General features: G+C 61.4%; 13 protein-coding genes. All 13 read right to left on the bottom strand.

The genetic code is table 11. From position 1 onward, the window contains the following. Window positions 1–25 precede the first annotated feature (25 nt). The 13 genes from FFI16_RS19780 to FFI16_RS19720 all read right to left on the bottom strand — a co-directional run bounded on the left by FFI16_RS19780 (window position 26) and on the right by FFI16_RS19720 (window position 16,184). Entirely contained in the window at window positions 26–790 is a 765-nt protein-coding gene (locus tag FFI16_RS19780; protein WP_138816437.1) for an ABC transporter ATP-binding protein, read from the bottom strand. Window positions 791–803: 13 nt separating this feature from the next. Then, window positions 804–1,922: a succinylglutamate desuccinylase/aspartoacylase family protein gene (locus FFI16_RS19775; protein WP_138816436.1), complete on the bottom strand. Its 1,119-nt coding sequence runs from the start codon at window positions 1,920–1,922 to the stop codon at window positions 804–806. Window positions 1,923–1,931: 9 nt separating this feature from the next. After that, a complete protein-coding gene (locus FFI16_RS19770) occupies window positions 1,932–2,642 on the bottom strand; it encodes an ABC transporter permease (RefSeq protein WP_017137171.1) in 711 nt (236 codons plus the stop codon). Further along, window positions 2,639–3,367, bottom strand: coding sequence for an ABC transporter permease (locus tag FFI16_RS19765; RefSeq protein WP_138816435.1), 729 nt, complete (start codon window positions 3,365–3,367; stop codon window positions 2,639–2,641). Before FFI16_RS19765 ends, FFI16_RS19770 begins: the two co-directional genes overlap by 4 nt. A gap of 60 nt (window positions 3,368–3,427) precedes the next feature. After that, window positions 3,428–4,207 carry a transporter substrate-binding domain-containing protein gene (locus FFI16_RS19760; protein ID WP_138816434.1) on the bottom strand — a complete coding sequence of 260 codons (780 nt, stop codon included), beginning with the start codon at window positions 4,205–4,207 and terminating at the stop codon, window positions 3,428–3,430. 229 nt (window positions 4,208–4,436) lie between these two features. Then, the gene (locus tag FFI16_RS19755) at window positions 4,437–6,071 is read right to left on the bottom strand and encodes an ATP-dependent DNA ligase (protein WP_138816433.1); all 1,635 of its coding nucleotides are present in this window, start codon (window positions 6,069–6,071) and stop codon (window positions 4,437–4,439) included. Beyond that, a complete protein-coding gene (locus tag FFI16_RS19750; RefSeq protein WP_138816432.1) occupies window positions 6,068–7,072 on the bottom strand; it encodes a ligase-associated DNA damage response exonuclease in 1,005 nt (334 codons plus the stop codon). The genes FFI16_RS19755 and FFI16_RS19750 overlap by 4 nt, the downstream gene beginning before the upstream one ends. 200 nt (window positions 7,073–7,272) lie before the next feature. Then, window positions 7,273–9,714 (bottom strand): penicillin acylase family protein, encoded by a 2,442-nt coding sequence (locus FFI16_RS19745; RefSeq protein ID WP_138816431.1) that lies wholly within the window; start codon window positions 9,712–9,714, stop codon window positions 7,273–7,275. 209 nt (window positions 9,715–9,923) lie between these two features. Continuing rightward, window positions 9,924–10,568: a glutathione S-transferase N-terminal domain-containing protein gene (locus FFI16_RS19740; RefSeq protein ID WP_138816430.1), complete on the bottom strand. Its 645-nt coding sequence runs from the start codon at window positions 10,566–10,568 to the stop codon at window positions 9,924–9,926. 93 nt (window positions 10,569–10,661) lie between these two features. Next, the gene (locus FFI16_RS19735; protein WP_138816429.1) at window positions 10,662–11,447 is read right to left on the bottom strand and encodes an ABC transporter ATP-binding protein; all 786 of its coding nucleotides are present in this window, start codon (window positions 11,445–11,447) and stop codon (window positions 10,662–10,664) included. Then, window positions 11,444–12,502: an iron ABC transporter permease gene (locus FFI16_RS19730; RefSeq protein WP_017137179.1), complete on the bottom strand. Its 1,059-nt coding sequence runs from the start codon at window positions 12,500–12,502 to the stop codon at window positions 11,444–11,446. The genes FFI16_RS19735 and FFI16_RS19730 overlap by 4 nt, the downstream gene beginning before the upstream one ends. A gap of 156 nt (window positions 12,503–12,658) precedes the next feature. Further along, the gene (locus tag FFI16_RS19725; RefSeq protein ID WP_138816428.1) at window positions 12,659–13,774 is read right to left on the bottom strand and encodes an ABC transporter substrate-binding protein; all 1,116 of its coding nucleotides are present in this window, start codon (window positions 13,772–13,774) and stop codon (window positions 12,659–12,661) included. A 25-nt stretch (window positions 13,775–13,799) separates the two neighbouring features. Next, window positions 13,800–16,184 (bottom strand): TonB-dependent siderophore receptor, encoded by a 2,385-nt coding sequence (locus tag FFI16_RS19720; protein WP_138816427.1) that lies wholly within the window; start codon window positions 16,182–16,184, stop codon window positions 13,800–13,802. Window positions 16,185–16,369 lie beyond the last annotated feature (185 nt).

Genomic DNA, 16,369 nt, shown 5'->3' with positions numbered 1-16,369 from the left:
GAGACCCTCCAGGCGTCGCAAAGGTTTACTTCAAGTTACCGCTCAGAAATTGCTGCAGGCGCTCGCTCTTCGGATTGCCCAACACCTCCTCGGGCGTGCCTTGCTCTTCCACCAAACCTTTGTGCAGGAACAGCACCTGGTTCGAGACTTTGCGCGCAAAGCTCATCTCGTGGGTGACCATGATCATGGTGCGGCCTTCCTCGGCCAGGCCCTGGATCACTTTCAACACTTCGCCCACCAGTTCCGGGTCGAGGGCCGAGGTGGGTTCGTCAAACAGCATCACCTCCGGCTCCATGGCCAGTGCGCGGGCGATGGCCACCCGTTGCTGTTGACCACCGGAAAGGAACGCCGGGTATTGATCGGCCACACGCGCCGGCAACCCGACCTTATCCAGGTAGCGACGGGCACGGTCTTCGGCGTCCTTCTTGCTGCAGCCCAGCACCCGGCGCGGCGCCATGGTGATGTTTTCCAGCACGCTCATATGGCTCCACAGGTTGAAATGCTGGAACACCATCGCCAGCCGCGTACGCAGGCGTTGCAATTCCGCATCGTCGGCCACGCGCATGCCGTAGCGGTCACTGACCATGCGGATCTGCTGACCATCGAGGGTCATGGCGCCGTCGTCGGGGGTTTCCAGAAAGTTGATGCAGCGCAAAAAGGTACTTTTGCCCGAGCCACTGGCGCCGATCAGGCTGATCACGTCACCGGTCTTGGCCTTGAGCGAAACACCTTTGAGCACTTCATTGTCGCCATAGCTTTTATGCAGGCCTTCAACGGTCAATTTGTACATGGGGCGTGCATCCTCAAGGCGAAAGTAGGTAGCCGCTGCGGTAGGCTTGCGTGCCTGCAACATGGCTGATCACCATGCCGGCAGTGGCCATGCGCCGCAGCGAACGGGCGTAAAGCAGACCGGCATGTTTGCAGTGCACAGGCGTTACGCGGTCAGTAATGGGGTCGATGATGTCGGCGATCAGTTGCCCGGCTTCCAGGTATTCACCGGGCAGGGCGCGGAACACCAGCAAGCCGCCGACGGGCGTGGCCACCGGTTCCACGCCCGCCAGCGGCGTGGCCGGGTAGGGCAGTTCAGGCAGGGGCGGCGCGTCACCGGTAATGGCACCGAAGTGAGTGAGGTAATCGATGATCGCCTGGCAATCCAGCGCCGCCAGGCCGTGGTTGACGTCGCCCTGGCCGCGCAGTTCGACGGTCACCGAAAAACTGCCCATCGGTATCGGGAAGCGCTCACCGAAACGCTGCTGCAACTGCCACCACACCAGGGTGAAGCATTCGTCGAACGACTGGCCGCCGGAGTCGGTCGCCAGCAAGTTGGCTTCCGAGCCGATATAGCGCGCCAGCGGCTCCACCTGCGGCCAGGCCTCGGGCGTGGTGTACAGGTGCGCCACGGCTTCGAAGTCGCAATGCAGGTCCAGTACCATGTCGGCATCGCAGGCCAGGCGTTGCAGCACCAGGCGCTGGGATTGCAGCTGGGTAGCAGGCGTTTGCGCCGCAAGGGCCAGGCTCAGGGCGTCGCGAATAAGCTCGACGTTGTGCGTGGGATCATCCCCCAGCAGGTCTTCGACCTGATCGCCGACTGCCTCACTGAGATCGACAAACAGGCGGTTGAAGTTCTGCCCGCTTTCCAGCTCGTAACGGCCCAGCGGAATGTCCATCAACACCTGCTCAAGCCCCACCGGATTGGCGATGGGCACCAGCACGATCTCACTGCGCAGGCGCCCGGCCGCTGCCAGCTCTGCCAGGCGCAGCTTCAGGTGCCAGGCCACCAGCATGCCCGGCAGTTCGTCGGCATGCAGTGATGACTGGATGTAAACCTTGCCCTCAGCCTGTTCCGGGCCGAAGTGGAAACTGTGAACCTGCCGCGCCGTGCCGGGCACCGGCGCGATCAGATCATGTACCTGATGACGCATGATGACTCCTTAGTGGCTCGGCCCGAGAAAGGCCAGCCAACGGCGCTCCGCCAGACGAAACAGCCCGACCAGCGCAAAGGTCACGGTCAGGTAGATCAGCGCGGCGATGCCGAATGATTGAAAGGTCATGTAGGTGGCTGAGTTGGCGTCCCGCGCTACCTTGAGAATGTCCGGCACCGTCGCGGTAAACGCCACCGTGGTCGAATGCAGCATCAGGATTACTTCGTTGCTGTAGTAGGGCAGCGAGCGGCGTAGGGCCGAGGGCATGATCACGTAGGCATACAGCTTCCAACCACTGAGGCCGTAAGCCTTGGCCGCTTCGACTTCGCCGTGGGCCATGCTGCGGATCGCACCGGCGAAAATTTCCGTGGTGTACGCACAAGTGTTGAGTGCGAAAGCCAGAATGGTGCAGTTCATCGCATCGCGAAAGAATGCATCCAGCACCGGCTGCGCCCTTACGGCGGCAATGCTGTAGATGCCGGTGTAGCAAATCAGCAGTTGGATATACAGCGGCGTGCCACGAAACAGGTAGGTGTAGAACTGCACCGGCCAGCGTATGGAGCGTTTGCGCGAAACGCGGGCGATGGACAGCGGGATCGAGACCAGAAAGCCGATCACCAGCGCCGCGCTGAGCAGCCACATGGTCATCGCCAGCCCGGTGATGTGCTGGCCGTCGCTATAAAGGAAAGGCCGCCAGTATTGCTGGATAAGTTCGATCATCGCACGGCCTCCCGGGACCCAGCGGAGTAGCGGCGCTCAAGCCAGCGCAGGACAACGTTGGACGCGCTGGTGATCAGCAGGTAGATCAACGCGGCGAGCACCAGGAAATAGAACAGTTGATAGGTGCTCTTGCCCGCATCCTGGGCGGCCTTCACCAGGTCTGCCAGGCCGATGATCGACACCAGCGCCGTGGCCTTGAGCATTACGCACCAGTTGTTGTTAATGCCCGGCAAGGCAAAGCGCATCATCTGCGGGAAGGTCACGAAGCGGAACCGCTGCCCGCGCGTGAGCCCGTAGGCGGTCGCCGCTTCGAGCTGGCCACGCGGTACGGCGAGGATCGCGCCGCGAAACGTCTCGGTGAAGTAGGCACCATAGATGAAGCCCAGGGTGATGACCCCGGCGCTGAATGGGTCGATTTCGATGTAGTCCCATTCCATAAAGTCGGTAAAACCGGTCAGCCAGATCTGCAGGCTGTAGAAAATCAGCAGCATCAGCACCAGGTCGGGCACGCCGCGAATCAAGGTGGTGTAGAGCTGGGCAGGGATGCGAATCAGGCTGACGCTGGACAGTTTGGCGCTGGCGCCGAGCAGGCCCAGCAGGACACTGACGGCCAGGGAGGCGACCGACAGTTTCACGGTCATCCACGTACCTTGCAGCAACAGCGGGCCGAACCCCTTCAAGCTGAAGGCACCCAGCCCCAGGGTTTGCAAAAGATCTTCAAACATGAATTCAGGACCTAATGGCGATAAAAAAGCGCCCACCGCAAACCGGTGGGCGCCGGGGTGTTATTTACCGCTGTAGAGGTTCAGGTCGCCGAAGTGTTTCTTCTGGATAGTGGCGTAGGTGCCATCATCGTGTAACGCTTTGATACCTTTATCGAGCAAGGCCTTGAGGTCTTTGTTACCTTTTTTGATACCGACCGCAGTTTTCGATGGCAGCAGTGGGTCGTCGATGGCCTTGCTGACTTCGTAGTCAGCGCCGGCCGGGGACTTCAAAAAGCCCAGTTCGGCTTGCAGCATGTCCTGCACGGAAGCGTCCAGGCGACCCGAGGTCAGGTCGGCATACACCTGGTCCTGGTTGGCGTAGGCCTTGGTGGTCACACCGGCTTTGTCCAGCACGGCCTTGGCGTAGGCTTCCTGGATGGTGCCTTGCTCGTAGCCAACCGATTTGCCCTTGAGGGACTCAGGCGTGGAGTAGTTCGCGCCCTTTTTGAACACCAGGGAGGTCGGGCCGGAGAACAGCTCATTGGAGAAATCGATCGCCTTTTCACGGGCTTCAGTCACGGTCATCGAGGAAATCACGCCGTCGAACTTGTTGGCGTTCAGGCCTGGAATCATGCCGTCGAAGTCGCTTTCAACCCACTTGCACTTCACTTTCAGCTCGGCACAGATCGCATTGCCCAGATCGATATCGAAGCCTACCAGGCTGCCGTCGGCGGCCTTGGACTCGAATGGCGCGTAGGAAGGATCGACACCAAAACGCAACTCCTTGTATTCCTTGGCCAGCGCGGTACCAGCAGCCATGCACAGAGCCAGTGCAGAAAGGGTCAGCAATGCTTTTTTCATTATGTAATCCCTAAAAACCAAGATAAGCGCTTGTGGCGCGATTAGGACTGTTACTGAGCGGTGTCAGACGGATCACAAGTAGCAATTTCTGCACCATAGTTCCGAATGATTGTTTTAAAAGGTGGGATAAGGGAGATGTGAGTGTAGGAGATGCCCGAAAATGGGCATGGAAAAATCAGTGCACCATTCTGAAACAAATGGAAATCAAAATGTGGGAGGGGGATTTATGTCAGGTCAACAAATCCTGCAAGGTCCCGAGGTTGTCGGCTTCTTCCACTGCCTTATCCTGCCGCCACCGCAACATCCTGGGAAACCGCACCGCAATCCCGCTCTTATGGCGTTTGGACAAGGCAATCCCCTCAAACCCCAGCTCAAACACCATGCTCGGCGTTACGCTGCTGACCGGGCCGAATTTTTCCACCGTGGTCTTGCGCACAATGGCGTCGACCTTGCGCATTTCTTCGTCCGTCAGCCCTGAATAAGCCTTGGCGAAGGGCACCAGCGTGCGCTCAGTGCCGGGCGGGCCGTCCCACACTGCGAAGGTGTAATCGCTATACAAACTGGCGCGCCGGCCATGGCCGCGCTGGGCGTAGATCAACACCGCATCAACGCTGAACGGGTCGACCTTCCATTTCCACCAGACGCCCATGTCCTTGGTGCGGCCCACGCCGTACAAGCCGTCGCGGGCTTTTAGCATCATGCCTTCCACGCCCAGGCGGCGAGAATCTTCGCGTTGCTCAGCCAGGTCCTTCCAGCTCGCGCCTGTCAGCAACGGTGACGGCAACAGCACGGGCTGGTTGCACTGCGCAATCACCTGCTCAAGCTGGGCGCGGCGCTCGGCCTGGGTGTGATTGCGCCAGTCGTCGCCCTGATATTCCAGCAAGTCGTAGGCGAGGACAGCCACCGGCGCATCGTCGAGGATTTTTTTGCTCAAGGTTTTACGGCCAATGCGCTGTTGCAGCAGCGCGAAGGGTTGCACCGCGTCTTTCCACACCACGATTTCGCCATCGATCACCGTGCCATCCGGCAGGCCACTGACCAAGTTGTGCAGTTCGGGGAAGCGCTCGGTGACCAGCTCTTCACCGCGCGACCAGACCCACAGGCGCCCCTCGCGCTTGACCAGCTGCGCGCGAATGCCATCCCACTTCCATTCCACCTGCCAGTCGGTGGGCGCGCCGAGCAGGGTGTCGAACTGCTCCACCGGTTGCGCCAGCCCATGGGCCAGAAAAAACGGATACGGCTGCCCGCCGCGTTGCGCATGCTCGTCAGACGATTCGGCGGCGATCAGCTTGAGGTAGCCTTCGGCCGTAGGGCGATTGGAAAGGTCGGTGTAGCCCACCAACCGTTGTGCCACACGTTTGCTGTCCAGCTCGGCCATGGCGGCGAGGGCGCGGGTAACCAGCAGTTTGGACACGCCGACGCGAAAACTGCCGGTGATCAGTTTGATGCACACCATCAGGCTCGGCTGATCGAGCTGCGCCCACAACGCGGGCAGGCGTTCGGCCAATTCCAGCGGCGGCAAGCCACGCAGCGGCAGCAACTTGTCTTCCAGCCACACCGCCAACCCGTCCTCCGAGGTGTAGGAGGATTCGGGCAACAACAGTGAAATGGTCTCGGCCAGGTCGCCGACCGACTGGTAACTTTCTTCGAATAACCAAGCTTCAATGCCTGACGCTTCGGTGGCCATATCGCGCAGTAAACGGCTTGGCACCAATTGCCGAGGCCGGCCGCCGGAGAGGAAGTACACCGCCCAGGCCGCATCTTCGGGTGGAGCCTGGCGGAAGTAGGCTTGCAGCGCCGCCAGCTTGGCGTTGCTGGAGGTGGTGGCGTCGAGGTTGGCGTACAGCTCGGCGAAGGCTTTCATGCCGTGGCCTCTTCTTCGTCATCGCCGTATTCGGTGGTGAACCCCTGGGCGTCCAGGCCCTTTTCGCGCAGATGACGCACCAAAACGCCGACAGAACCATGGGTGACCATCACCCGTTCGGCGCCGGTCTGTTCGATGGCCCATAGCAATCCGGGCCAATCGGCGTGGTCCGAGAGCACAAAGCCCCGGTCCACACCGCGCCGCCGGCGCGTGCCACGCAGGCGCATCCAGCCGCTGGCGAAGGCGTCGCTGTAGTCGCCGAAGCGCTTGATCCAACTGCTGCCACCGGCGGACGGCGGCGCAATGATCAGTGCCTGGCGTAGCAATGGGTCAGTCTTTTTGAAGTCACCGGCATACAGGGTTTCGGGGATATAGATGCCGGCCTCGCGGTACACGCGGTTCAGCGGCTCCACCGCGCCATGGCTGAGGATCGGGCCGATGCTGGCGTCGATGCCATGCAGGATGCGCTGGGCTTTGCCAAAGGAGTAACAGAACAACACGCTGGCCTTGCCGACCGCGATATTGGCCTGCCACCAGTCATTGATCCCGGCAAAAATCTGCGCCTGGGGTTGCCAGCGGTAAATCGGCAGGCCGAAGGTGGATTCAGTAATAAAGGTGTGGCAACGCACCGGCTCAAAGGGCGCACAGGTGCCGTCGGGTTCGACTTTATAGTCGCCGGAGGCTACCCAGACTTCGCCTTGGTATTCCAGGCGCACCTGGGCGGAGCCGAGCACATGCCCGGCGGGGTGAAAACTCAGGGTGACACCGTGATGGTTGATTTTTTCGCCGTAGGCCAGGGTTTGCAGATTGATGTCCTGGCCCAATCGCGAACGCAGGATGCCTTCGCCGGGAGCAGCGGCCAGGTAATGCTGGTTGCCAGTTCGGGCGTGGTCGCCGTGAGCGTGGGTGATGACGGCGCGGTCCACCGGGCGCCAAGGGTCGATGTAGAAATCTCCCGCAGTGCAATAGAGGCCTTCGGGGCGGGCGATGACAAGGTCCATGGGTGTGCCGGGGGCGATGGGCTTATCAGGTATGAGGGGAGTGAGACTTGAGAAGTTCTATCTAAATGCAGGCGATCAAATGTGGGAGCTGGCTTGCCTGCGATGGCGGTGCATCAGCCACTTGATCAGTGACTGATACGGCCTCATCGCAGGCAAGCCAGCTCCCACATTTTGATCCGGTTCGTTCAGCGGGAACCGGGTTACTTGCCGGGTGTGAGGGTCAAGCGGGTTTTCCCATACACCTTGTCAAAGTTCTGCGGCTGCATCGGGAAGCTCAGGTATTGCGCCTTGAGCGACGCATCGATGCCGTTCGCATAATTCGGGCTGGCCGGGTTGCCGGATTGGCCGATGCCACCCTGACCCATCATCGGTTCGACTTGGCTGAAGTCGACGATCATGCGCAGCGCCGGCACTTGGGTGGTGACAAAATCCTGCCCCCAGCTGTACGGCGCCGGGTTCAGGGTGTTGTGGTCGCCGCCACTGGCAAACGGGCCGCGGATCACCTGGCCATTTGTATTTTTCCAGGTGGTGGTGTGCAGTTTGCCCCACTGCCAGGCTTTGTGATCGCCACCCAATTGGCTGTCGCCAGCGGTGATGGCGGCGGCAAGGCTGCGGGCGAGGATTGCCGGTTTGTCTTCTTTTTGCGCGGTACGCACGTCGTCCCAGAAGGGGCTGTCTTCACGGCCCAGCAGGTGGTCGGCGTTGGCGGAATAGGACAGGTTGGCGTTGCTGACAAAGGCTTTCCAGCTGGCGCTGTTTTCGGGGCCGAGTTCGTCGAGGAAGATCTGCCTGGTGCTTTCCTGCAGGAACAGCTCATAGATCGCCGCATCGGCGGAGGTCGGTGTCAGGCGTCCATCAAACGCCATCAAGCGACTGAGCGCCTCGCGGGCCTTCACGGCTTCGGCTGCCGGCAGCGCATCGATTGCCTGTTTCAGTGGCTGGGCCATGCCCGGCGCCTGGAACATGGTCTTGAGCTTGGCGGCAAACGTGGTGGTCTGGTCGTACTGCATGGCGATCATGCTGCGGCTGTCATGCTTGCCGGCGTTGGCCAGTTGCGCCAGGCGCTCGCTGCGCTCCGGGGCGTCCCAGGAGTTGGACAACTGCATGCCATAACCGCGTGGCGCGGTGCGCTGGTTGGCCGTGCCGATCCAGCCTTGGGCCGGGTCTTGATCGTAAGGGTGCAGCATCGCGTCGGCGTAGCCGTCCCAGTCAAAGCGCGCGTCCCAGCCCGGCGAGGGCAGCAGGCCCTGGCCTTCGCGGCGGTTGGGGAAGCGGCCAGTGACTTGCCAGCCAATGCTGCTCGCGTCGGCAAACATCATGTTGAGGGCGATGGCGCGGATTTCCCGGGTCGCGTCCGAGGCCTTGCCGGCGCTTTGGGCACGGGACAGGTCGAAGAATGCGTCCAGGCTCTTGTCGTCCTTGAGGTCGGCGGTTTGCAGGGCCAGGCCGAACCCGGTGGTGAGCGCCTGGCTGCTGTTGAGCAGGGCGCCGTGGCGGGTTTCGTACACCACTTCGCGAATCGGCTGCTGGCCCTTGGCGAAGTAGGTTTCGTTGCGCACGACGGCCGGTAGCCATTTGCCGTTGTTCTCGTAGTACAACGCGCTGCCTTGGCGTTTGACCTTCTCCAGGAACAAGTCCTGGGTGTCGCCTTTTACCGCGCTCATGCTCCACGCCACTTTGCCGTTGAAGCCGGACAGCAGGGTCGGCAAACCGGCAATCGAGACGCCGACCGCCTGGTATTTCGGGGCGCGGATCTGCACGTAGCTCCACGGCGACGGCGCTTGTGGCTGGGCTGCCAGGTCGCTGGCCAGCAGGCTTTTGCCACTGCGGCTGCGTTGCGGGCCGATGGCCCAGTTGTTGGAGGTGGTGACGGCCAGTGCGTTAAGGCTGTTCAACTGCTGGCCGACGCTTTCAAGCCCGGCAAGGCCGCTGATTTGGCCGAGGTTCACGCCCTTGAGCTTGTCGGCTTCGTCCATCGGGATCGGCTCGTCCGGCGCACTCGGCGTGAGCCAGGCGAGCTTGTCGGCCCCGACTTTCTGCGCCAGCACCAGCGACGAGAGTTCTTCCTGCAGGTTGCTCGACTCGCTGAAATTCAGCAGGCAGAACAACAGTGCCGAATCTTCCGGCTTCCAGTACTCGGGCTTGTAGCCGGTCTGGGCCAGGTCCGGCGGCAGCTTGTCGCGGTAGCGAAACAGGTAGGCGTTGACGCCACGGGCATACACTTCAAAGAAGCGCTTGAGGCGCGGCGACGAAGCGTTATACAGCTCGCCGGCGCTTTTTTTCAGATTGACCGCGCGCATGAAACGGTCAACATCCAACACTTCAGGCCCGGACATTTCCGCCAGGCGGCCTTGAGCTAGCAGGCGCAAAGTGACCATCTGCGTGATGCGGTCGCTGGCGTGTACATAACCGAGGCTGAACAGCGCGTCATGGAAGGTGTTGCTTTCGATCAACGGCATGCCCTGGGCATTGCGGCGCACCGACACATTCTGTGCCAGGCCTTTGATCGGTTGCACACCGGCCACCGGCGGCACGGTGTCCTGGGTGCTCTGGAGCTGGCAACCGGCCAGGCTTAAAGTACTGGCCACTGCCGCGGCAACGCCGAACCGGGGGATAAAGTGTGAGAGGGCTGGCGAGGCCATGGCAAAGCTCCTGCGGGGGGTAGCGTCATTAAAGGCGCTACGTTAGTGAGCGCGGCGAAACGACGCAAGCAGGAGTTTGAGTCTTGCGCAAATCAAATGTGGGAGCGGGCTTGCTCGCGAATGCGGTGTGTCAGTCAATGAAGGTCTGACTGAACCACCGCATTCGCGAGCAAGCCCGCTCCCACATTTTGACCGAGCAAGACTTTGAATCAGGATTTTGGCGGATTCACTTTCTGCACCAGTTCATACGCCCGAACCGTCGCTGGCCGTTCCTTGATGCTGTTGAACCAACGCTGCACGTGCGGGAAATCCTCCAGACGCTGGCTCTGCCACTTGTGGGAAACAATCCACGGGTAGATCGCCATGTCGGCGATGCTGTAGTCCTCGCCCGCCACGAACGCGCGATCCGCCAGGCGTCGGTCCAGCACGCCGTACAAGCGCGCGGTTTCGTCCACGTAGCGCTTGATCGCGTAAGGAATCTTTTCCGGTGCGAACTGGCTGAAGTGATGATTCTGACCCGCCATCGGCCCCAGCCCGCCCATTTGCCAGAACAGCCATTGCAGCGCTTCCTGGCGGCCGCGCAGGTCTTTTGGAATGAATTGGCCGGTTTTCTCCGCGAGGTACAGCAAGATCGCGCCGGATTCGAACAGCGAAATCGGCGCGCCGCCGTCGGTCGGGTTGTGATCGACGATGGCCGGGATGCGGTTGTTGGGAGCGATCTTCAGGAAGTCCGGCTTGAACTGCTCGCCCTGGCCGATGTTGATCGGGTGCACCTTGTAGGGCAGGCCGGCTTCTTCCAGGAACAGCGATACTTTGTGACCGTTGGGGGTAGTCCAGTAATACAGGTCGATCATGAAGCTCTCCAAATGAGCGAATGCCTGTCTCTATAGGTGATGATCGAAAGGTAATAATTCAATCAAATATTTACGTCTAACCTTAGAAGCACATCACACCGCCCCATCGACCAGCACCTGCAATGACTGCTGCGAGCACCGCTCAATGCGCACCTGTACGCCATAGACCTGCGCAAACAACGCTGGGGCGAGCACCTCATCCGCCACGCCGCTGGCGTACAACCGGCCCTGACGCAGCACGGCAATATGGTCGGCGAAGCGTGCAGCCAGGTTGATGTCGTGCAGCACCACCACGGCGATCAAGTTGTGTTCGCGCACCAGCGCACGCACGCAGTCCATGACTTTCAATTGGTAGTTGAGGTCGAGCGCGCTGGTGGGTTCGTCGAGCAGCATCACTTGCGGGCGCCGCGCAATCAGCTGGGCGAGGCTGACCAATTGGCGCTGGCCACCGGACAACGTGCTCAGCAGTTGATCAGCCAAATGCGCGATGCCGATACGCTGCAACGCTTCGAAGGCTTCGCGCAGGCAGGCCTCGCTGGACAATGGAATGCCCTCCACATTGGCCACGCGCAGTGCGGCGATCACGCTTTCCATGACGCTGAGGCTCAGGCCCGGCGGCAGGTTTTGCGGCATGTAAGTCACGCGGCGCGCACGCTCGGCCACCGACATGGCTAACAGGTCGAGGTCACCCAGCCTGACCACGCCTTGCATCTTTTCCAGCCCGGCAATGGCCCGCAGCAGCGTGGATTTACCCGCGCCATTAGGGCCGATCAAGGCGGTGAGGCTGCCGTGGGGCAGGGTCGGCAAGCTCAGCTCATGCACAATCTGCCGACGCCCGTAGCTGACCGTGGCGTTGTGTACCGATAACCCCGCACTCATAACTGCCTCCCGCGCTTGAACACCAACACCACAAAAATCGGTACGCCCACCAAGGCGGTGACGATGCCCACCGGCACAATCACGCCGGGCATGATCAGTTTGCTGGCAATCGACGACAGCGCCAGCAGCAAGGCGCCGGTCAACGCACTGGCGGGCAGCAGGAAACGCTGGTCTTCACCCACCAGAATCCGCGCGATATGCGGCCCCACCAGCCCGATAAAACCGATGGTGCCTACAAACGCCACGGCGGTGGCTGACAGCAGGCTGATACGCAGCAACGAGAAAAATCGCAGGCGCTTCACGTCCACGCCAAAGCTTTGTGCGCGGTCTTCGCCCATACGCAGCAGGGTCAGGCGCGGCGCGGCGGCGAAGGAAAACGGCAGCACCACGGCGACAACAAAGGCGAGGATGCCGAGCTTGTCCCAGTTGGCGCGGGTCACGCTGCCCAAGGTCCAGAACACCAACTGTTGCAACACGTCTTCGGTGGCCACCAGTTGCAGCAAGGCCACCACGGCGTTGCAACTGAACACCAGCGCGATGCCGAACAACACCAAACTTTCCACCCCGGCACCGCGCAGGCGTGACATGGCTTGCAGCAAAAACACCGAGGCGGCGGCAAAGATAAACGCCGAAATCGAAATCGCGGTGTTGGCCGACACCCACAGTGTGGTCACCGGAAACACGATGACCAACGAAGCGCCCAGCGCAGCCGCCGACGACACGCCCAACGTAAACGGGCTGGCCAGCGGGTTATTCAGGATCGCCTGCATCTCGGCCCCCGCCAGCGACAGCGCGCAACCCACCAGCACCGCCATCAGCGCGTAGGGCAGGCGCACGTTCCAGATGATCACCTGGTCGGTGGCACTCAGGTGCGACGGATGCAGGATGCCGTCGAGCAACGCCAGCAGGCCCATGCCCGACGGGCCGCTGGCCAGGTCGACTAAAATGGCGCAGACCAATGCGATGCCGAGCAGCGCCAGCAGCCAGGCACGCCGGGCCAGCAAGCGGCGATAGCCGTGAGTGGCGCTGGCAAGGTCGAGGGTTTGAGTGGTCATGGGGGCTCACACAATGTTGAAAACAACAAAAATCCACATGTGGGAGCTGGCTTGCCTGCGATAGCGGAATATCAGTCACCCTTTTATTGACTGACACACCGCTATCGCAGGCAAGCCAGCTCCCACACTGACTGCATTCCTGCAGGGTGATTGGGGTTACTTGGCCTTGGCGTCAATCCAGTAAGCACCCTGCAACGGCATCCCCAGAAACTGCTGGTTGATCTGTTCCATAGTCGCTTGCGGGTCGAGCTTGGCGAACAGTTCCGGGTGCACCCACTTGGCCAATACTTCTATCGCCAGCAAGTTGTATGGCGAGTTGTAAAAGTCATGCCACAGGCCGTGGGCATTGCCTGCGCGGATGGCACGCAGGTTGGCGAACTCCGGCCGCGCCAGCACACGATCTAACGCCTTGCGGGCTTCATCTGTGCTCACGCCAGCGCCGAGAATCAGCCCCGGTGTGTGATTGCCGGTGGCCACGTACACATCCGGGTCGGCTTTAAGTGCGTATTCGACACTGATATCCCCCAGCGCACCCGGCACCACGTCGGCGGCGATATTGCGCCCGCCGACCAGCTTGATCACTTCACCCATACCGCTTTTGCCGGTGGTGTGCCCCGGCGCCTGCCAGGCACCGGCCAGCAATTCGAGGAACACACTCGGGCGCGGGCCGGCAGGCAAGGTGGCGACGGCGTCGGTGATGGCCTTGATGTGCTGGTCATAGAAACCCAGAAACGCCTTGGCCTGGGCTTCGCGGCCCAAGGCCTGGCCCAGCGCGTTCATGCTGGTGTGGGTGCCTTGCACCGGGTTGATGCGAAAGTCGACGAACAACACCGGGATGCCGGCCTTGGCCAGCACGTCTGCCACCGCGCTGTGTTCGGTCGGGCCGTGGCCCGAAATGCTGAACACCGCCAGATCCGGTTTCAGCGAGAGAATTTCCTCGGCACTGACACTCTGCTCCGACGCTTGCCCGATCAATGGGATGTCTTTGACCGTCGGAAACTTCGCCACATAGGCGTTGTAAGTGTGCTGGTCCAGCAGCTTCAAATCGTTCTGCCAGCCGACGATGCGCTGGAACGGCGCGTCCTTGTCGAGCAAGGCAAACGCCGAAATCAAGCGGCCTTCGCCCAGTACCACACGTTTGACGTCGTCTTTGACCTCGACCTTGCGGCCCAGCACGTCGGTGACTTCATGGGCGGTGGCCGTTTCGGCGTGGCCGAGGACCAGCGCGGCGCACAACACGCCGAGCTTGAGCACGTTACGGGGTTTGAACATGGAAAGGACTCCGGGTGAGGGGCAATCAGAATTCATAATCGACACTGGCGGTGAGCGTGCGACCGGCACCTGGGATGCCGTAGAGCTGGAAGCCGTCAAGGGACGCGCCGACCTGGCTGTAATAGAACGTGTTAAACACGTTGTTGAGGTTGAGGTTGACCGTGGTGTCCTTGTTCACCTTGTATTGCGCCGCCAGGTTGCTCAGCCAGTAACCGGGGGCTTTTTCGTGGTCGCGGGTGTAGATCGCATACACACCGGACGGGCCGTTGGCGTAGCTGCTGTTGTTGTTCAAGCCGCCGACATATTTGTTGTCGCTGTAGCGGCGACGGCCCACGTATTGCTCGCCGTAGCTGAGGCTCAGGGCGTCGGTGACGGCGTAGGTGGTCCACAGGTTGGCGGTCAGGTCGGGGACGTTCTTGGCTTCGGCACCCTTGTTGATGCCTTTGGTCTGCGTGCTTTTGAGCGCCGAAAAACCGGTGTAGGCGGTCCAGCGTGGGGTGATGTTGCCTTGCAGGCCGAGTTCGATGCCGTCCACACGCTTGGCGGGCAGGGCGCGCACCGGCGCGGATTCGCCGTCCTGGTATTCCCAGGCGTTGTCCAGTTCGGTGCGGAAGATCGCCGCCGTGACATTGAGCCTGTCGTGGGCAATGTCCCACTTGGTGCCGATCTCGTAGGTTTTCGACTTGGCCGGGCTGTAGTTGCGGGTGGTGGACGCGCCGTAGATCTGGTTGTTGGTGGACGCGCCCAGCGCCGACGGTTGCGCCGCCTCGCTGTAGGACACGTAGATGCTGCCGTTCGGCAATGGCTTGTACACCGCGCCGACGCGACCGCTCACCGCACCGTCGGTGCTGCTGATGTCGGCCTGGCCGCGCTGGCGGGTTTGCGCGCGCCAGTTGTCGTAGCGCAGCGAGCCAAGCACTTGCCATCGCTCGTTGAGGGTGACGGTGTCGCCCGCGTAGACACCGGCGTTGTCGATCACCGAGCGCGGGTCGCCTTCGCCTTTGGTCACGTAGGTGCTGGCGAAGCTGTGGCTGGGGTCGTTCATGTTGAAGAGCATGTCGCCGGCCGGCACTTCGGCGTTGCGTTTCAGGCCGCCATACGTCTCGTGATAGAACTCCAGGCCGCTGACCACGGCGTGCTGCAGGCTGCCGGTGTTGAACGTGAAGCTGAAGTCGGTCTGGTTATCCAGGATGGTGTAGCGCTTGGACAAGCCAAAGTCGCTGCCTCGCAGGATGCCGTAGCCGGTGTTGCTGTTGTTCACGTAGTCGGTGTAGGCATTCACCGTGCTGCCGGGCACTTGGCTGATTGGCCCTACGCCGGTGTAGCCCAAGGTCGCACAGCGGGCGCCGGTGCAGGTTTTTTTGCCGCTGGCGTCGGCGGCGAAGAAGCGTGCCGGCGACAGCACGGCGAAGTTGTCGCTGCGTTCCCAGCGGGTCTGGTTGCGCAGGTGGGCCTCGTTCCAGTCAAAGTCATGCTCGAAGCGGGCGGTCAGCGAGGTAGTTTCGTTCTCCTGCGTATAAAGGCTGGAGTCGCCGTACCAGTCGGAGCGTTTGACGCCGGGCATGCGGTGGCCGTCGGTGCCGCGCTGGATCGGCACGCCGCCGTCCGGGGTGTTGGTGTCTTTCTGGTAGAAGGTGTCGACGAAAAAGCGCGTATCGGTGCCCAGGCCGAAGCCGAACGAGGTGGCGACGCCCCAGCGGTCGTAGTCCACGTCGTCGCGGTCGGCCACTTGGTTGTCGTGCTTCATCAGGTTGATGCGCACGGCGGTGGTGTCGGTCAGCTGTTTATTGAGGTCGGCGGTGAGGCGACGGTAGCTGTCGGTGCCGATCCCGGCGGACACCTTGTTGGCATCGCCCAGGTGTGCCTCTTTACTCACCAGGTTGACGCTGCCGCCCACGGCGGAAACGCCCGACTCGATCGAACCGGTGCCCTTGAACACTTCGGCCTGTTGCAGGTTGAAGGTGTCGGTGCGCGTGGACATGCCGGCGTCGCGCACGCCGTCGACGGTCAGACTCTGCTCGGAGGAAAACCCGCGAATCGAAAACAGATCGCCCCAGCCCAGGTTGCCTTCGCCAGACATGAAGGTGATGCCGGGCACGTTGCGCAACACCTCCTGCAAGGTCTGCGCGTTCTGCTCCTTGAGCACCTGCTGCGGCACGATGGTCACGCTTTGCGGGGCGTCGAGCAGCGGCTGGCTGATTTTGGCCGAGGTCACGCGGTCGACTTTGAAGGTGGAGGTGGCTTCCTGGCCGTCGACCTTGATTTGCGGCAGGCTCACCACCGAATCATTGGCTGTGGCGGTCGGCGCATCGGCCCAGGCGGTCGGCGCAACACTGCCGGCAGCGAGGAAACCGAACATCGGTGCCAGGGTGGTGTGCAGCGTGTGGCGTTGGGGCGTGGGCAATGACATAGGTGATGATCCGAGTCTAAATTACAATTACTCTCATTTAGGTTCGGTAGTCTAAAGAGCGATTCCGCCTGCCATGCCCTGGCTTTGTATCGCTGATGCGTGATTATGGTTTCCCACAACATTCCATTACATTTGCGTGTATCGCTGGATGAACTTTCGGCTATCTCCTGCGTTTTGAGTTTTCG

The organism is Pseudomonas sp. KBS0710, from assembly GCF_005938045.2.
Lineage (GTDB): Bacteria > Pseudomonadota > Gammaproteobacteria > Pseudomonadales > Pseudomonadaceae > Aquipseudomonas.
Note: the sequence above shows the minus strand (reverse complement) of the source record. Positions and strands in the feature narration are given on the sequence as shown.